The organism is Streptomyces sp. NPDC041200, from assembly GCF_055591805.1.
The window spans coordinates 206,305-221,551 of record NZ_JBVIZF010000013.1; the positions used below are offsets into that span (position 1 = coordinate 206,305).

At 67.9% G+C, this 15,247-nt stretch carries 11 protein-coding genes; 8 read left to right on the forward strand and 3 right to left on the reverse strand.

Annotated features, from left to right (window positions below):
• Positions 1 to 6: 6 nt before the first annotated feature.
• The gene (locus ACZ6CL_RS26775) at positions 7 to 861 is read right to left on the reverse strand and encodes a helix-turn-helix domain-containing protein (RefSeq protein ID WP_468939697.1); all 855 of its coding nucleotides are present in this window, start codon (positions 859 to 861) and stop codon (positions 7 to 9) included.
• Between the two features lie 165 nt (positions 862 to 1,026).
• Between ACZ6CL_RS26775 and ACZ6CL_RS26780 the strand changes: the two genes are divergently transcribed.
• A complete protein-coding gene (locus tag ACZ6CL_RS26780; protein WP_398297615.1) occupies positions 1,027 to 1,332 on the forward strand; it encodes a hypothetical protein in 306 nt (101 codons plus the stop codon).
• 368 nt (positions 1,333 to 1,700) lie between these two features.
• On the opposite strand, the gene ACZ6CL_RS26785 is transcribed toward ACZ6CL_RS26780, so the two are convergent.
• The gene (locus tag ACZ6CL_RS26785; RefSeq protein WP_468939699.1) at positions 1,701 to 5,558 is read right to left on the reverse strand and encodes a GH92 family glycosyl hydrolase; all 3,858 of its coding nucleotides are present in this window, start codon (positions 5,556 to 5,558) and stop codon (positions 1,701 to 1,703) included.
• Positions 5,559 to 5,814: 256 nt separating this feature from the next.
• Complete coding sequence (locus ACZ6CL_RS26790) at positions 5,815 to 6,336, reverse strand: hypothetical protein (RefSeq protein WP_468939701.1); 522 nt, start codon at positions 6,334 to 6,336, stop codon at positions 5,815 to 5,817.
• A gap of 340 nt (positions 6,337 to 6,676) precedes the next feature.
• Between ACZ6CL_RS26790 and ngcE the strand changes: the two genes are divergently transcribed.
• From ngcE to ACZ6CL_RS26825, 7 genes are all read left to right on the forward strand, one after another.
• Entirely contained in the window at positions 6,677 to 8,113 is a 1,437-nt protein-coding gene (gene ngcE / locus ACZ6CL_RS26795; protein ID WP_468939704.1) for an N-acetylglucosamine/diacetylchitobiose ABC transporter substrate-binding protein, read from the forward strand.
• Between the two features lie 73 nt (positions 8,114 to 8,186).
• A complete protein-coding gene (locus ACZ6CL_RS26800) occupies positions 8,187 to 9,104 on the forward strand; it encodes a carbohydrate ABC transporter permease (protein ID WP_468939706.1) in 918 nt (305 codons plus the stop codon).
• Between the two features lie 61 nt (positions 9,105 to 9,165).
• A complete protein-coding gene (locus ACZ6CL_RS26805; protein ID WP_468939709.1) occupies positions 9,166 to 10,110 on the forward strand; it encodes a carbohydrate ABC transporter permease in 945 nt (314 codons plus the stop codon).
• A gap of 121 nt (positions 10,111 to 10,231) precedes the next feature.
• Positions 10,232 to 11,431 (forward strand): ROK family transcriptional regulator, encoded by a 1,200-nt coding sequence (locus ACZ6CL_RS26810; RefSeq protein ID WP_468939712.1) that lies wholly within the window; start codon positions 10,232 to 10,234, stop codon positions 11,429 to 11,431.
• Between the two features lie 229 nt (positions 11,432 to 11,660).
• Positions 11,661 to 12,758, forward strand: coding sequence for a substrate-binding domain-containing protein (locus ACZ6CL_RS26815; RefSeq protein ID WP_468939714.1), 1,098 nt, complete (start codon positions 11,661 to 11,663; stop codon positions 12,756 to 12,758).
• A 133-nt stretch (positions 12,759 to 12,891) separates the two neighbouring features.
• On the forward strand, positions 12,892 to 13,680 hold the full coding sequence (locus tag ACZ6CL_RS26820) for an ATP-binding cassette domain-containing protein (protein WP_468939717.1): 789 nt from the start codon (positions 12,892 to 12,894) through the stop codon (positions 13,678 to 13,680).
• Positions 13,677 to 14,990, forward strand: coding sequence for a sugar ABC transporter permease (locus tag ACZ6CL_RS26825; protein ID WP_468939719.1), 1,314 nt, complete (start codon positions 13,677 to 13,679; stop codon positions 14,988 to 14,990). The genes ACZ6CL_RS26820 and ACZ6CL_RS26825 overlap by 4 nt, the downstream gene beginning before the upstream one ends.
• Positions 14,991 to 15,247: the final 257 nt, after the last annotated feature.

Consider the following 15,247-nt stretch of genomic DNA (forward strand, 5'->3'; position numbering starts at 1 on the left):
TTCCTCTCAGATGCTCTGCGCGATGCGATGGATGAGGTCGCGGGACGCGGTCGGCTTGAGGGCGTAGCTCTCGAAACGGTCCAGCACACTCCGATACTTCACGAGGTGTGCTTCGGCGTCGAGTAGCTCGCTGCCGTGATCGGTGTCGAGTTGGACCGTATCGAGTCGTGGGGTCGAGCCGCCGAAGTGGTTGATGGGTTGGCCGGAGCCGGGGAGCGGCCCCGTGCCGAACGGGATCACCAGAACGGTGATGTTCGCGCGTTCGCTCATCTCGATGAGGTGTTGAAGCTGGGCGCGGGCCACGGCCGGACCGCCGAGGCCCATCCGTAGGGCGGCTTCGTGAATGATCGCGGTCAGCGGGGTCGGCTTGCCCTCGTACAGGATTCCCTGCCGCTTGATCCGGTGCGAGAGGCGATGTTCCACCGCGTGTGACGGAAGAGGTGGGACCGTCGAGTCGAAGAGCGCTCGGGCGTGGTCCCTGGTCTGTAGAAGGCCCGGTACGTGGATCATTGTGGCGACGCGTACGGAGGCGGCGTGGTGCTCCAGCTCGGCCAGGTCGAGTAGTCCGGCGGGCAGGACCTCTCGCTGCTGTTCCCACCAGCCTCGGGTCTGTCTCCCGGTCATCTCCACGAGGGCTTCGATTAGCGCCTGATCCGCGCAGTTGTAGAGGCTCGCCAAGTGTCGGACCCGGTCGGCGCTCACGGCGTAGCGCCCTGCCTCGATGCTGCTGACGCGTGACTGGCTGGCGCCGAAGAGGCGACCCGCGTCGGTAGCGGACAGGTCGGTTCGTTCGCGGAGCCGTCGCAACTCCGCGCCCAAGCGCCGCTGTCGCACGGTCGGCGGGTACTTGGTCGGGGCCATGAGTGATGTCTCCCTGCGGGGTTTGGGCGGGACGGTGTCACCCTAATGGGGGTTATTGGTCTCCATGCGCTGAAAGCATGGGATGAAGTCCATGTTTCACGCTACGGTGTGAACCACGTCACTGTGCGTGCATGGCCCAATTCCCCTTCCTGACGGGAGACTTCCATGGCTGCCTTCGACTTCGACCAAGAACTCCGCGATCTCGCACTCGACACGGCGCCCCGCGTCTTCGCCGTGGCCGTGCAATACGAGGTGGAACCAGGTGCCCTGGACGGGGAAATCGCCGCGTGGGGCATGGCGTACGAGGACGGGAGCGCGCACGTGGTCACCGCCAACGGGCAGCACCGGCTCAGCCTCACTTCACCCGAACGAGCGACGTGGTGGTTCGGGCGGGAGAAGGGGATCACCGCGCGGATCGTGTGGTTCGCCGCGCCCTCGGCACCCGCCTTCGAGCGCGCCGAGGCGGCCTGAGACCGGCTGTCAGGCGCGGGCTTCGTCTCGCGCCTGCGGCGCATGGAGCAGCGGCGGGGCCCCGCCCCGGGCCCGCGCCGTCCGGCGGGCTGTCGCCGCGCTTGCGGTGAGTATGCGCCGTCGGTTCGTTCACATGCGGCCAGCGGGCGGCCCAGACTCACCGCAATGGGCCGAGCGCACGGCGCTCAGCCCCGTCCGGCCCGCCCGACGGCGACGGCGCGCTACCCGGCCCCGGGCCGCCGCATGCTCCAGGCGCCGCAGGCGCGAGACGGCGGGGGAGGGGACCGGGCCGCGTCGTCCGATGGCGCGTCGTCGCCGGCCACGTGCCCGCGCCGGGACTGAGCCCGGCTCGACCCATCCCCATTGGCTCAGCCGAGCAGTTCGACCTCTGCCAGTGTCGACTTGTCGTCCGGCACAAGGCGGTAGTGCTCGTACGTACCCGGCGTCCGCACCGAGAAGACGCGGGTCTGTTTGTCCCAGGTGAAGGACTCGGCCGACCGTCGGTCCAAGTCCTGCCACTTCTCGCCGTCGTGTGAGCCTTCGAGGACCCACCCGGTGGGGGCCTTCGCGCGGTCGGCGGAGGTGAGGGTGTATTGGACGGCGCGGCCCGCGTCCGTCACCGGCAGGTTCACCGACTCGAACGCCGTCTCCGTGCCCGACGTGTCGTCCAGCAGCGCGGTGCCACCGCTCGGCACGGTCAGATCGTGGCGCGGGGTGGGCACCTTGTCGTCCTGGGTGATGGAGGACGGGGCGGCGTTCTTCCCCGTGCCCCACTTCGACGGCTTGGCGCCCATCGCGAACTCCAGCGTGCCGCCCCGGGCGAGGACCGAGTGGGGGAGAGCGGTGGAGTTCCAGGCCTTGCCGTTGACCTTCAGACCCTGGACGTAGATGGTGGACCGAGTGTTGCGCGGCGCCTTGATGACCAGGTCGCGGCCGTTTTCCAGGTGCACCGTGGCCTTGGTGAACAGCGGCGAGCCGATCGCGTACTCGGAGCCGCCCATCACCAGCGGGTAGAAGCCGAGCGCGCTGAAGATGAACCACGCGGACTGCTCGCCGTTGTCCTCGTCGCCGTGGTAGCCCTGGCCTATCTCGCTTCCGGTGTAGAGGCGGTTCAGCACCTCGCGGACCTTCTCCTGGGTCTTCCAGGGCTGTCCGGCCGCGTCGTACATGTAGGTGGCGTGGTGGGCGACCTGGTTGCTGTGCCCGTACATGCCCATGCGGACGTCGCGGGCCTCGGTCATCTCATGGATGACACTGCTGTAGGAACCCTTGAACTCGGGGGAGGCGGTCTCCGGGGTGGAGAAGTAGGTGTCCAGCTTCTTGGCCAGCCCGGCCCGGCCGCCGTAGAGGTTGGCCAGGCCCCGGCTGTCCTGCGGGGCGGTGAAGGCGTAGCCCCACCCATTGGTCTCGGTGTAGTCGTAGCCCCACACGCGCGGGTCGTACTTCTCGGACGGCACGCGCCACTTCCCGGCCGCGTCCCGGCCCTGGAAGAAGCCCGCCTTGTCGTCGAAGAGCGAGACATAGCCCTGGGCCCGGTGCAGGAAGTACTCGGACTCCTCCTTGTAGCGCGCCTTCTTCGTCTTCGCGTAGAGCGCCTTGCCCATCTTCGCCAGGCCGAAGTCGTTGAGGTAGCCCTCCAGCGCCCAGGACAGGCCCTCATGGGTCTCGGTGCTGGTGTAGCCGAGGAAGGGGGAGGTGGACATGCCCTTCCTCCCCACCCCTGACGAAGGCGGCACGGCGGTGGCGTTCTTGAGCGCCGCCTCGTACGCGGCCTCGGCGTCGAAGTCGACGTCCTTGAGGTACGCGTCCGCGAAGGCCACGTCGGAGCTGGTGCCGGTCATCAGATCGGCGTAGCCGGGGGAGGACCAGCGGGAGATCCAGCCGCCGTCCTTGTACTGCTGGACGAAGCCGTCGACCATCGTCCCGGCGCGCTTCGGGGTCAGCAGCGAGTAGGCGGGCCAGGTGGTGCGGTAGGTGTCCCAGAAGCCGTTGTTGACGTACACCTTCCCGTCGACGATCGTCGCGCCGGTGCGGGTCGGGGTGTTCTCCCCGGCGGCGGGGGAGAAGGCGCTCGCGTACTGGTAGCGCGGCTTCCGCGTGGTCCCGGTGTTCTCGTAAGCGGAATTGGGATAGAGGTACAGCCGGTAGAGGCTGGAGTAGAGCGTGGTGAGCTGGTCGCGGCTGGCTCCCTCGACCTCGATACGGCCGAGGATGTCGTCCCAGGCGCTCTGGGCATGCCGCTTGACCTGCTCGAACGAGGCCGAGGCGGGGATTTCGCGCTCCAGGTTGGTCTTCGCCTGGTCGACGCCGATGAGCGAGGTGGCGATCCGGAGGGTGACGGTACCGTCCTTGCCGGGCGAGAAGCGGAAGTAGCCGGTGACGTCCTTGCCGCCGCCTCCGGGCAGCTTGCCGCTCGCGCTGACGGGCGCGTCGAAGACGCCGTAGACGAACATCCGGGTGGCGCCGGCGGACCCTCCGCTCTTGACGTCGGAGTAGCCGGTGACGACGCCGTGCTCGGGGTCGAGGGTGAGCCCGCCGTCGTTGTTGACGTTGTCGAAGATGACGCTCGCGTCCTCACCCGGATAGGTGAACCGCATGACCGCCGCGTGGTCGGTGGGCGCGATGTCGGCCTTGAGGCCGTTCTCGAACGTCACGCCGTACTGGTGTGGCCTGGCCGTCTCCTCGCCGTGCCGGAAGGGGAGCGCGCGGGCGGTGCGGGAGGCGTCCGGGGTGCCGGACGCGACGGACGGCATCACCTGGAACGTCTGCCGGTCGCCCATCCACGGGCTCGGCTCATGGCTCGCGCTGAACGCCTGGATGGTGGGGAGGTTGTCGTCGTTGTTGGCGCGGGCGTACTGGTAGAGCCAGTCGGTGGAGCCCGCGTTGGTCACCGGCGTCCAGAAGTTGAAGCCGCCCGGGACGGCGGTCGCGGGGAAGTTGTTGCCGCGCGAGAAGCTGCCGCTGGAGTTCGTGCCGCGGGTGGTCACCGCGTAGTCGGAGAGGTGCTTCAGGGGCTTCTCGGGCGCCCGGGGGGCGAGGGAGATGTCGTCCACCCAGCCGCGGAACTTCGCGGGGCCCTTGGGGGAGTCGTACGCGACGAGGATCCGGTCGACGGTCTTGCCCGCCGCGACGGCCCCGATCAGGGACTCCTTGTGGTTCCACTGATTGACGTACAGCGTCTTGGAGGCCGCCTGCCCCTGGGGGCTCATCCGGGCTCCGTGCTGGTCCACCGCGCGGGGCAGGTCACTCAAGTAGGTGCCGTCGGTGAAGGCGAGGTCGACGGAGACGTGGGTGGCGGGATAGCTCAGATCCGTCTCGGTCATCGACGGGAAGATCCGGTACGAGAGCAGGCTGTCGCGGGTGACGGCCGTGTTCACGTCGAAGACCTTGTTGTACGAGTACGCCCGGCCGTCCGGCTTGTGGGTGCCCGCGTAGCGCAGGGCATGCGTGCCGGTGAAGCCCGCGTTCCCCTTGGCGGTGGGGGAGCCGACCGGGCCCCGGTCGACCAGGCTGCGCATATCGGCGGGGACGGGCGGGGTGGTGTCACTGTTCGCGAACTGCGTCTCGGCGAGCTGGGTGGCGTCAGCGCCCTTGTTCCGGGTGATCTCCAGGCGTAAGTGGCGGTACGCGGCGGCGCCCTCGACCGAGAACTCCCGGGTCTGGTGGGGCCTGTCGAACACCTCGTCCTTACGGGTGTCCAGCGTGGTCCAGTCGGAGCCGTCGGCGGAGCCCTTGAGGGTCCAGTCGGCCGGGTCGCGCTCCGGGGCGTCGTTGGCGGAGGTGAGGGCGTACCGGACGACTTCGACGGGCTCGGAGAGGTCGAATTCGAGCCAGGGGGTCTTGTCGAACGCGAGCCACTTGGTGGTGACGTCACCGTCGACCAGGTTCTCCTTGGTCTCGCCCGCGTCGGCGTACTCGCCGCTGGCCCGGACGTCGGTGACCTTGTCGGTCACGTTCCCCGGGATGCCGGAGCTGTAGCCGCCGTCGACCCCGTCGGCCTTCTTCCCGCCATCCGGGGTGGTCTCGACGGTGTTGCGCCAGTCGGGCCGCGGATCGTCCGCTTCGAAGGACGAGGCGAACTCCGCGGCGGTGCGGTCCGCGGCCGCTCCGGGCCCGCGCGGAACGGCGGTCGCCGCGCCCTGGGCGGTCACCGCCAGCAAAACGGCCGCCACCAGGGCGGCCGCTCGACCGGACGTATGTCTCCGTCTGAGCCGTCTCTGTCGCATACTTCCTCAGCCTCTCAACGAGTCTGACAACGTTGTCGATTGGGTGGGGCACGGATAAGTAGGGCGCCGTGGGGAGGGCGGTGTCAAGGTGACGGCAGTGTGCGACCCGTGCGGGTGAGCACTCCATGCGAGTGATCTTGGGGTGGCGACCGCGCGACGCGGGCCGCACCCGCGCCGGGATGCGGCCCCTGTTCATGACGGGCGGTCAATAATCCATCAGCCGGGACCAGCAGGGGCCCGCCGGGACCAGTCGCGATCAGCCGGGAGAGTCGGACTTGGTGGCCATCGACAGACGGCACTTCTTCGCCTTCTTGGAGGAGTCCGCCTGGAGGGCGGAGACCTTGACCGTCTTCGTGGAGTTCCCCGCCACCGAGGCGTCGGACTCCGAGCCCGTGGTCACGACCTCGTCGGAGCTGTCCACGAACCCGACGAGGAGGAAGTAAGAGGCCGTGGAGGAACTGGAGTTGGTGATCGTCACGTTGGCGTACGGCTTGCCGTCCGGGCTCCAGCCGCACGTGCCCATCTTGGCGTCCGCCGATATCAGCCCGGAGCCGCCGGTGGGCCCGTCCGACGGATCGTCGGTGGGGTCCTCGGTCGGCTCCTCCGTCGGCTCCTCGGTCGGTTCCACCGGGAGCCGGGCCATGCCCTTGCCGATCGCGGCACCGCCCTTGGTGTCCCCGGCCGGTGAGCCGCCTCGGTCCGTGCCGCAGCCTGCGGCGAGCGTGAGTGTCGCGGCCACGACAACACTGGTGGCGAGGGGGAGCTGCTTCCGGGACACGAGGACCGCCCTTCGAGGGTCGCGCGCACGGCTGAGTGCCGTACGGGCTGGGCCCCCCACGGTATGTCGGACAGGTCTCAACTCGGGAAAGATGCCCACCCGATGACCATTCGATCTTGCCCTCTCGATACCCAGTGGACTATACCTTTCGCCTGAGGGGGAGGCCGTGCCGCGGCCGTGCCGAGCTGGCCTCGGCGGTTCTGAGCCCTCCCGGCGCACACCCAGCACCACCCCGCTTCACGCTTCAACTGACCCGCGGTGTCGGGCCCCTCGCCCGGAGGCGAGCATGTACGGGAGACCGTTACACCGCCTGAGTCCTGACGAAGGCGAGGACTTGAGCATGGGATCCATCTCAGATTTCGGTCGGCGTGACCTGATCAAACGGTCGGCGGCCCTCGGACTGATCACCGTGCCGGCGATGGGCGCGCTCTCCGCCTGTGCCAGCGGCAGTGGCGACAGCGAGAAGAAGGTCGACAAGGGCAAGAAGAGCGCCAAGAACCCGCTCGCCGTCAACGAGAGCGCCGCGCTCGACGTCATGATCTTCGACGGCGGCTTCGGGCAGCAGTACGCCAAGGACGCCGAGGCCGAGTATGCCGCGGCCTTCCCGAAGGTCAAGGGGAAGGTCAAGCACTCGGCGACCCAGAAGATCCAGACTGTCCTTCAGCCGCGGTTCAACGGTGGCACCCCACCGGACCTCGTGGACAACAACGGTGCCGAGCAGATGGACATGGGCACCCTGGTCGGCAAGAACCAGCTCACCGATCTGACTCCGCTGCTCGACGCGCCGTCCGTGGACGATCCGAACAAGACGGTGCGCGAGACGCTGCGCCCCGGTGTGGCGGAGATGGGCCAGTTCGACGGCAAGCCGGTGTGGGTTCTCTACTACGCGTACACCGTCTACGGCGTCTGGTACTCCAAGACCAACCTCGGCAAGCTCGACGAGGAGTACCCGGAGACCTGGGACGACATGCTCAAGGTCTGCGAGAAGGCCAAGAAGAAGGGCGTCGCGGGCTGGACGTACGCGGGCAAGTACCCGTACTACGTGCCGTTCAGCCTCTACCCGTTCATCGGCAAGATCGGTGGCAACGACGTCCTGAACGCCATCGACAACCTGGAGCCGAACGCCTGGAAGGACCCGGCCGTCAAGGCCGCCTTCGAGGCGTACTACGAGCTGTACAAGAAGGGCTACATCCTCAAGGGCACCCCCGGGCTGACCCACATCGAGTCGCAGACCGCCTGGAACGAGGGGAAGGCGCTGTTCCTCCCGAACGGCTCCTGGGTGGAGAACGAGGCGTCGAAGACCACGCCGAAGGACTTCCAGATGGCCGTGGGCGCGCCCTCCAGCCTCGACAAGAGCGACAAGATGCCGTTCGGCACCCTCTGGGCCTCCGGCGGTGAGCCCTTCATCGTGCCGAAGTCGGCGAAGAACCCCGAGGGCGGCATGGAGCTGCTGCGGATCATGCTCGGCGAGAAGTCCACCAAGAACTTCATCAAGCAGGTCTCCTCGCTCTCCTCCCTCAACGGCGGTACCGAAGGCCTCACCCTGCCGTCCGGTCTGGCGTCCGCTCAGGAGGCGCTGGAGAAGGCGGGCAAGAACGTCGTCAACCCGCGGATGCAGGACTGGTACGGGACGCTGCAGAAGCAGAAGATCGGCGTGGGTGTGCTGGGCGAGATGATGGCGGGCCGGATGACCCCGGCCGAGGCGGTCAAGAAGTGTCAGAAGGCTGCCGACGACACCGCGAAGGATGACGCCGTCAAGAAGTACAAGCACGTCTGACCGAGGCACATCTGATGGGATTCGATGCGTCACCGGCGGCATTATCCGCGAGGGAAGTCCGAGGTCGGTAGAAATGCAGCATGGTAAGTACCGGTTCATCGCGGGGTTCCTGGCCCTGCCGGTGATTCTTTACGCGGTCTTCGTGATCTCGCCGTTCGTCCAGGCCATCTACTATTCGTTCACGGACTGGACCGGCCTGAGTTCCGACTTCAAGATGGTCGGGTTCAGGAACTACAGCTGGCTGCTGCAGGACGACCTCTTCTGGAAAGCGGTCGGCCACAATGTTCTGCTGCTGCTGGTCGTGCCGCTGGTGACGCTCGGTCTCGGACTCTTCTTCGCCTTCATGCTCAATGTCGGCGGCCGCGGCAGGAAGAACGCGGCCGTCACGGGCGTGCGCGGGTCGAGTGTTTACAAGGTGATCTATTTCTTCCCGCAGGTGCTGTCGATCGCGATCGTCGCCCTGCTGTTCCAGTTCATCTACAACCCGCGCAACGGCGCGCTCAACGCCTTCCTCGGGGGTATCGGCCTGGACTCGCTGCAGCAGGAGTGGCTGGCCGATCCGACGTTCGCGCTGTGGGGCCTCATGGTCGTGATGATCTGGAGCAACGTCGGCTTCTACGTCGTGCTCTTCTCCGCCGGGATGAGCGCCATCCCGAGGGACTACTACGAGGCCGCGCTGCTCGACGGCGCCAACCGCGTGCACACCTTCTTCCGGATCACCATCCCGCTGCTGTGGGACACGGTCCAGACCGGCTGGATCTACATGGGCATCATCGCGCTCGACGCGTTCGCCGTCGTGCAGATCATGACGATCGGTCCGGGCGGGCCCGCCGACTCCACCCAGGTCCTGGGCTTCTACGTCTACACCAAGACGTTCAGCGACGGACAGGCCGGACGGGCGACCACGATCGGCGTCGCGATGCTGATCGTCACCCTCGTCTTCGCGCTCGTCGTGGGCAGGATCGGGCGGCGCGAACGGCTGGAGTACTGATGCCGGGGACCGTGACCGCACCCGCGAACCACCGCTCGACCGCCGACCTGGGGGGACCACAGTGACCTCGCAAGCAGAGCCCTCGGAACTCCCCCGCGTCACCAAGGACGACGAGCCGCCGCTCGCCGCCCCCGCCGGCAAGCAGCCGCCGCGCTTCACCCCCGAGGGGCGGATCGGCAGCGAGGGCAAGGTCCTCAACGTCTTCTCGCACGGCATGCTGGTGATCTGGGGGCTGCTCGTCACCATGCCGCTGCTGTGGGCGGTGATGAGCAGTCTCAAGACCGACAAGGAGATCTTCACCTCGCCCTGGGGGCTGCCCTCCGCGCTGCATTTCGACAACTGGTCGCGCGCCTGGAGCAAGTCCAACATCGGCGACTTCTTCTTCAACACCGTTCTGGTGGTGGGCTGTTCGCTGGTCGGCACCATGCTGCTGGGGGCGATGGCGGCGTATGTGCTGGCCCGCTTCGAGTTCCCCGGGAAGCGCGTCATCTACTTCATGTTCGTCGGCGGGATGAGCTTTCCCGTCATCCTGGCGCTGGTGCCGCTGTTCTTCGTCATGAAGAACATGAGCCTGCTCAACACCTTCCACGGGCTGATTCTGGTCTATATCGGCTATTCGCTGCCGTTCACGGTCTTCTTCCTCACCTCCTTCTTCAAGACCTTGCCCACCTCGGTGGCGGAGGCGGCACTGATCGACGGCGCGTCCCAGACCCGGACGTTCTTCCAGGTCATGCTGCCGATGGCGAAGCCCGGGCTGATCAGCGTCGGCATCTTCAATTTCCTCGGCCAGTGGAACCAGTACATGCTGCCCACGGTGCTCAACACGGACGAGGACAAGCGGGTGCTCACCCAGGGGCTGGTGCAGCTCGCGGCCAGCCAGCAATACAAGGGCGACTGGTCGGCGCTCTTCGCCGGGCTGGTGCTGGCGATGCTTCCGGTGCTCGCGGCCTACATCGTCTTCCAGCGCCAGGTCCAGACCGGACTGACCGCGGGAGCGCTCAAATAAAATTCCGCATACTGTCTTTTATGTGAACGAAACGAATGTCATGTCAAGGTCTTGACGTGGCACAAGCGAGGCGGCTCAGCTTAGAGTTCACATATTGGAGACAAGGCGGGAGTGGATGGGCGTGGAGACTCCGGGATCGCAGTCGTCGCTGCACCGGGCCAACCTCGAACGGGTGGTCCGCGCGGTGCGTATGGCGGGCTCGCTCACCCAGGCGGAGATCGCCCGGTCCACCGGGCTGTCCGCGGCCACCGTCTCCAACATCGTGCGCGAGCTGAAGGACGGCGGAACGGTCGAGGTCACGCCCACCTCGGCGGGTGGCCGCCGGGCGCGCAGCGTCTCGCTCAGCGGGGACGCGGGCATCGTCGTGGGCGTGGATTTCGGCCATACGCACCTCAGGGTCGCGGTCGGGAACCTCGCCCACCAGGTGCTGGCCGAGGAGGCCGAGCCGCTGGATGTGGACGCCTCCTCCGCGCAGGGCCTCGACCGCGCGGAGCAGCTGGTCAGCAGGCTGATCGCGAGCGCCGGGCTGAGCCGGGACAAGGTCGTCGGCGTGGGCCTCGGTGTCCCGGCTCCGATAGACGTGGAGACCGGCACGCTCGGCTCGACCGCGATCCTGCCGGGCTGGGCGGGCACCAATCCGCGCGACGACCTGGCCGAGCGGCTCGGGGTGCCGGTGCACGTGGACAACGACGCCAACCTGGGCGCGCTCGGCGAGCTGGTGTGGGGCTCCGGGCGCGGGGTCGGCGACCTCGCGTACATCAAGGTCGCCGACGGTGTCGGCGCGGGGCTGGTCATCAGCGGCCAGATCTACCGCGGCCCGGGCGGCACGGCGGGCGAAATCGGCCACATCACCCTCGACGAGTCGGGCCCGGTGTGCCGCTGCGGCAACCGCGGCTGTCTGGAGACGTTCGCCGCGGCCCGGTACGTCCTGCCGCTGCTGCGTTCCAGCCATGGCGCCGACCTCACCATCGAGCGCATGGTGCAGCTCGCCCGGGACGGCGACCCCGGCTGCCGCCGGGTGATCGCGGACGTCGGCCGGCACATCGGCAGCGGCGTGGCGAACCTGTGCAACCTGATCAACCCCAGCCGCATGGTGCTGGGGGGCCACCTCGCCGAGGCGGGGGAGCTGGTGCTGGGCCCGATCCGTGAGTCGGTCGCGCGGTACGCCATCCCGAGCGCCGCCCGTCAGCTGGCCGTGATGCCCGGGGCGCTCGGCGGCCGGGCCGAGGTGCTGGGCGCCCTCGCGCTGGTGCTGAGCGAGATGGGCGACTCGACGCTGCTGGAGGGCGCGCTGTCGGCGGGCACTCCGGCGCTCGCCTGAATCCCTCCGCTCGCCTGACTGCCGCGCCTTGAGTCCCGCCGCCTTTAGCCGCTTTTGTCCGGCCGCACCGTGTCTCTTCGGGCATGTCCGGCTGCGTTCACTCAGATAACGAATGGCACCGTTGCCATCTCGTTAAGGATTTACTTCTTGACGCCATGACGGCGGCCGAGTTGACTTCACGCCACCTCGGCCGCAATGACGCGGCCTCGTCAGGGAGGTCACCCCCGTTATGAACGCAACGATGCGTCGCGTCGCCATTGCCACCGCTGTCGTATCGATGGCCGCCTCGCTCGCCGCCTGTGGTTCGGCGAAGGAAGCGGATAACAAAGACGAGAAAGAGAAGAAGACCGGTCCGCTGACCATCGGGCTCCTTCTGCCCGAGGATCAGACGGCGAGATACGAGAACTTCGACCGGCCGCTGATCAAGGAAAAGATCCTGGCCGACTGCTCCGATTGCAAGATCCAGTATGCCAACGCCAAGTCGGACCCGTCGGTACAGCAGCAGCAGGTCGACTCCATGATCACCAAAAAGGTCGACGTCATCATTCTGGATTCGGTGGACTCCAAGTCCATCGGCGGTTCGGTCAAGAAGGCCGCCGAGGCGAATATCCCGGTCGTCGCCTACGACCGGCTGGCCGAGGGACCGATCTCCGCCTACACCTCCTTCGACAACGAGACGGTCGGCAAGGTCCAGGGCGAGGCGCTGCTGAAGGCCCTGGGCGGCAAGGCCAAGGGCGGCAAGATCGTCATGCTCAACGGCTGGGAGGCCGACCCCAACGCCGCCATGTTCAAGAAGGGCGCGCTCTCGGTCCTCAAGGGCAAGGTGGACATCGCCAAGTCGTACGACATCGACCGCTGGCTGGCCGAGGAGGCCAACAAGGCCATGACGGGCGCCATTTCGTCCGTCGGCAAGAGCAACATCGTCGGCGTCTACTCCGCCAACGACAGCATGGCGGGCGGCGCGATCACCGCGCTCAAGAGCGGCGGCGTCAAGCCGCTGCCGCCGGTCACCGGCCAGGACGCCGAACTCGCCGGTGTGCAGCGGGTGGTGAGCGGCGAGCAGTACATGAGCGTCTACAAGTCCTACGTGGAAGAGGCGACCGCGGCCGCGAAGATGGCCATCGCCCTCGGCCGCGGCGAGAAGGCCGCCGGGACCAGCACGGTCGACAGTCCGACCACCAAGGACATCCCGGCCACGCTCATCCCCCCGGTCTCGCTGACCAAGGACAAGATCAAGAGCACCGTCGTCAAGGACGGTCTGTACACGGTCGGCCAGATCTGCACGGCGAAGCTGAAGGCCGCCTGCGACGCGGCCGGGCTCAAGTAGCCCCCTGCCGGACCGGAGCGGGCCGCCGTGACGTTCGCCGGCGGCCCGTCCGCCGATCCCCAACACCCCCACCCGAGGGGAGAGTTCTCTCCCCTCCGTCACACAGCAGGGGCCGCCCCTGCCCGGAACGGAGATGGCCATCGTGCCAAACGAACCCGTGTTGGCGTTGCGCGGGATCTCCAAGCGGTTCGGCGCTGTCCAGGCGCTCACCGACATCGAACTGGAGGTCCGCGCCGGTGAAGTGGTCGCCCTGGTGGGCGACAACGGCGCCGGTAAGTCGACCCTCGTCAAGGCGATCGCCGGAGTCGGCCCCGCCGACGAGGGCGTCCTCGAATGGCAGGGCAAGCCCGTCACGATCGCCCGGCCGCACGACGCCCAGGACCTGGGCATCGCGACGGTGTATCAGGACCTCGCCCTGTGCGACAACATCGACGTCGTCGGCAACCTCTTCCTCGGCCGCGAGGTCCTGCGCGCCGGGGTGCTGGACGAGGTCGAGATGGAGCGCCGCGCCCGCGAGCTGCTGAGCACCCTGTCGATCCGTATCCCCAGTGTGCGGATCCCGATCGCCTCGCTCTCCGGCGGCCAGCGGCAGACCGTCGCCATCGCCCGCTCGATGCTGGGCGAGCCCCGGCTCGTCATCCTGGACGAGCCGACCGCCGCCCTGGGCGTCGAGCAGACGGCTCAGGTCCTCGACCTGGTCGAGCGGCTGCGCGAGCGCGGCCTCGCCGTGATCCTCATCAGCCACAACATGGCCGACGTCAAGGCGGTCGCGGACCGGGTCGCGGTGCTGCGACTGGGCCGTAACAACGGCACGTTCGACGTCCGTACCACCTCTCAAGAAGAGATCATTTCCGCCATCACCGGCGCCACGGACAACGCCGTGACCCGCCGCAAGGCGCGCAGCGGGGAGGCCGCCAAGTGAGCACCCGTCTCGACAAGACCAGCGGTGGTGAAGGCGGAAACAAGGCCCCGGCCGGACCGGCCGACGCCAGCCCGGTCGCCAAGGACGCGGTCACCGTGGTCGATCCGCGGCTGCTGGTGCGCCAGGAGGGGTTCAAGGGCTACCTCAACGAGTTCGCCCGCAAGATGCGCAGCGGCGACCTGGGCGCGGTCCCGGTGATCGTCGGCATCGCCGTGATCTGGGCGGTCTTCCAGTGGAAGGACAGCGCCTTCCTCTCGCCCAAGAACCTCTCCGACCTGTCGATCCTCATCGGCGGCACCGGCATGATCTCGGTCGGGATCGTCTTCGTGCTGCTGCTCGGCGAGATCGATCTGTCGGTCGGCTCGCTCAGCGGTCTGGCCGCTGCCACCCTCGCGGTGCTCAACATCCGTGAGGGCGTGCCCGAGGGCATCGCCGTGCTCGCGGCGCTGGCCACCGGTGCGGCGCTGGGCGCGCTGCACGGCTTCTTCTTCGCCAGGATCGGCGTCCCCGCGTTCGTCGTCACCCTCGCCGGTCTGCTGGCCTGGAACGGACTGATGCTCCAGGTGCTCGGCACCACCGGCACCCTCGGCATCGACGACGACAGCTTTGTGCGCATGCTCACCGATCACTACTTCAGCCAGCTCATCGCCGCCTACGGCGCGGCCACGGTCGCGGTGGCCGGGTTCTTCCTGGCCCAGTTCCTGGACAGCCGGCGCCGCAAGGCGGTCGGCATACCCTCGCGGCCGCTGAGCGAGATCCTGGTGCGCACCGCCGTGCTCGCGGTGATCGTCTACGCGGCGGCCTGGCGGCTGAACGAGTACATGGGCCTGCCGCTCGCCCTGGTGATCTTCGTGGTGGTGCTGGTCACCCTCGACTTCGTGGTGCGCCGCACCCCGTACGGACGCAAGGTGATCGCGCTGGGCGGCAGCGTCGAGGCGGCCCGCCGCGCGGGCATCAACGTGGTCGCCGTACGGATCTCGGTGTTCGCGCTGTCCGGGCTCATGGCCGCGTTCGGCGGTCTCATGATCGCGTCCCGGATCGGCTCCGCGAGCCAGCAGGCCGGTACCGGCAACCTGCTCATGGAGGCCATCGCGGCCGCCGTCATCGGCGGTACCAGCCTCTTCGGCGGGCGCGGCTCGGTGTGGTCGGCGATGCTCGGCATGCTGGTCATCGGCTCGATCTCGTCGGGGATGAACCTGCTGGGCGTCGCGAACTCCGTGCAGTACATGATCACAGGCGGGGTGCTGCTGGCCGCCGTGGTCATCGACTCGGTGTCGCGGAGGACACAGCGATCGGCGGGCCGCGGATAGCAACCTGACCGCCGCCGGGGGCGTCTTTGTGTGCGGGCGAGCCGAGCACACAAAAAGGGGGAGGCGCCCCGGAGGCGAACCAGGGCTTCCGGTGGGGCAGCATTAGACTCTCGGGGGCTAGGGGGTGTCTCGGCGGTTCGGGCAGAGCCGCAAGCGGTTTGGGGCCCGCCCTACCCACAAGACACCCCCCCGCGACAAAGATCTATGGGAAAGCTCTCCAACCAAGAAGAACTAATGTTCTTTCCCCACCCCCAAGG